Source organism: Bradyrhizobium sp. P2_E8 (assembly GCF_056403875.1).
On the sequence record NZ_JBFUES010001193.1, the window covers coordinates 1 to 2,044 of the forward strand.

Below are 2,044 nucleotides of genomic sequence, written 5' to 3' on the forward strand. Positions count from 1 at the left end.
GAAGTAAGAGCGTCACACGCGGTGAGATACCCCTCACCCGTCTCGCCGCTACGCGGCGAGCCACCCTCTCCCGCAAGGGGAGAGGGGAAGACAACCTACTTCGGCAGCAACGCCTTCAACTTATCCATGTCACGCACGTTCATCTTGAAGCCGCCGGGCATGACGATGTCGCCGGGCTTCTGATCGGGCTTGCAGGCGCCCAGCCATTTCGCTTCGAGCGTCATAGTGGTGTCGCGCCCAGCCGTGCCGGCGGCGCCGCCTTGCGCGTGTGACGAGGTCTTCACCGTATAGGCCGAGTTGAAGTCGCCGGTGATCTCGGCATGCGAGGTGGTGCTGATGCCGGCGACGCTGCACTCGGAATMGCTGACATAACCGGTCGCGGTCTTCTTGATGTCCTGCTTGGCGCAGATCTGCTTGGCCATCGGGGAGACGTTGTTGTTCATCTCCTTGTCGACGGTCTCGTCGGTGCAGTGCTGCATGGTCATTTCCGGCATCGCAGAGCCGCTCCTGACCATCTTCAATTCCCACAGGCCGGCCTTGCGCACCGGCAGATCGTCGGCAGAGGCGCTGCCGGCCGACAATACGAAGCAAGCGGCCGAGCCGAGCAAAGCAAGTTTGCGCGTCATGTGGGATGCTCCCGGCTGAGAGATCGCTGCGTTACGAAAACGCCTCAGTACAGCGTGCGGATCGGCTGGTTGGCGGCGCCATAGGGCACCCAGCGGCAGGAGAACGAGATGTAGCCGCCCTCATAGGCCTGCACGCCGAGGAATTTGACGACCTTGCCGTAGCGCGCGCAGTGATCGACCGCGACCTGCCGCGCATCGACCTGGGTGGCCATCGAATAGGCGATGATGCCGCCGGTGTCGTTGCCCTTGAACGGAGGCACTGGAAGGAGATCGGCGCGCGCCGGCTGGCTCGCCATCATACCCAGGGCAAGAAGGCCCGCGGCCGCAATGATTCGCATTCCCGTTACTCCAATTGGTTGGCGCCAGTTTACGGTGCCGGAACGGAAGTGAAAAGAACTGAAGCCCTGTCGGATGCGACGTTTAGATCAACTCCTGGCCAAGTGTTGCCGCGCTGCACTTGACCTCACCCGCCCTTCGCGGCACCGTCCGACCTTCGCAGATCATTCTGTCTGGATTGCCCATGCGCGCCTCGACCTCCCTGAAATCGCTCCGCTTTGCCGCCGTGCTCGGCCTCATGTTCGGGGCGCTGTCGCTCGGTGAGGCCAGGGCGGCCAATCCGCTGGAGCTGAACTTCTGGCTGAGCGGACCGCGCTATGACGGCGGCGTCGCCGATTGCGACAAGGCGCTGCCGACGATCGCCACCCAGTTCTGGGAGAAGGAAAGCTCCTTCTGGAACTCTTCGTTGAAGATCACCGGCTTCTCCGCCGTGCGCGAGACCGCGTTCCGGCCCTGGCAGTCCGACAACATTCCGCGCCGCTATTGCACCGGCGAGGCCATGCTCAACGACGGCAAGGTGCGCAAAGTGCATTTCTCGATCATCGAGGATGGCGGCTTCGCCGGTTACGGCAATGGTGTCGAATGGTGCGTGGTCGGGCTCGACCGCAACTGGGCCTACAATCCGGCCTGCCGCGCCGCCAGGCAGTAATTCGACGAGCCCTGATTCGGAGCTAGCCCAGCGGCCTGACGGGGGCCGCCCGAATTTTGTTCTTGAAATGTTCTTCTCGCCTGCTAGGCTCGACTGCACAGTCTAGTTGAGGGGCGTTGCCATGTTTCATTCCAGATTGCACTCGTTCTCCCGCCTGATGATCTCGCTCGTCCTTGCCCTGCCCCTTGCCGCCGGGCTGGTCTCGCTGACGGGCGCCGCGCAAGCCCAGGACAGGCGACAGAACGCGCCCGGCGAGTTCGAATTCTATGTGCTGTCGCTGTCGTGGTCGCCCTCCTTCTGCGAGGAGGCGGCCGAGCGCGGCGGCCGCTCCCAGATCCAGTGCAGCGGCCGGCCCTATGCTTTCGTGGTGCACGGATTGTGGCCGCAATACGAGAACGGCTTTCCGGAATATTGCCAGCGGCCGGCGCCACGG

4 protein-coding genes are annotated in these 2,044 nt (G+C 63.4%); 2 read left to right on the forward strand and 2 right to left on the reverse strand.

The genetic code is table 11. The features are described from left to right. Positions 1-95 precede the first annotated feature (95 nt). Both AC1D00_RS38460 and AC1D00_RS38465 read right to left on the reverse strand, forming a co-directional pair. Positions 96-626, reverse strand: a complete 531-nt coding sequence (locus AC1D00_RS38460; protein ID WP_477014272.1) for a DUF3617 domain-containing protein — start codon at positions 624-626, stop codon at positions 96-98. A 44-nt stretch (positions 627-670) separates the two neighbouring features. Continuing rightward, the gene (locus tag AC1D00_RS38465) at positions 671-964 is read right to left on the reverse strand and encodes a hypothetical protein (protein ID WP_135176524.1); all 294 of its coding nucleotides are present in this window, start codon (positions 962-964) and stop codon (positions 671-673) included. Positions 965-1,146: 182 nt separating this feature from the next. On the opposite strand from AC1D00_RS38465, the gene AC1D00_RS38470 reads away from it, so the two are divergent. Next, positions 1,147-1,611: a hypothetical protein gene (locus tag AC1D00_RS38470; protein ID WP_135176523.1), complete on the forward strand. Its 465-nt coding sequence runs from the start codon at positions 1,147-1,149 to the stop codon at positions 1,609-1,611. A 121-nt stretch (positions 1,612-1,732) separates the two neighbouring features. Further along, positions 1,733-2,044, forward strand: a 312-nt coding sequence (locus AC1D00_RS38475) for a ribonuclease T2 family protein (RefSeq protein ID WP_477014273.1), incomplete at its 3' end; no start/stop codon positions are given.

Excerpts from the sequence above, each read along its gene's own strand:
- AC1D00_RS38465 (WP_135176524.1), bottom strand. The coding sequence starts at position 964 with ATGCGAATCATTGCGGCCGCGGGCCTTCTTGCCCTGGGTATGATGGCG.
- AC1D00_RS38470 (WP_135176523.1), top strand. The coding sequence starts at position 1,147 with ATGCGCGCCTCGACCTCCCTGAAATCGCTCCGCTTTGCCGCCGTGCTC.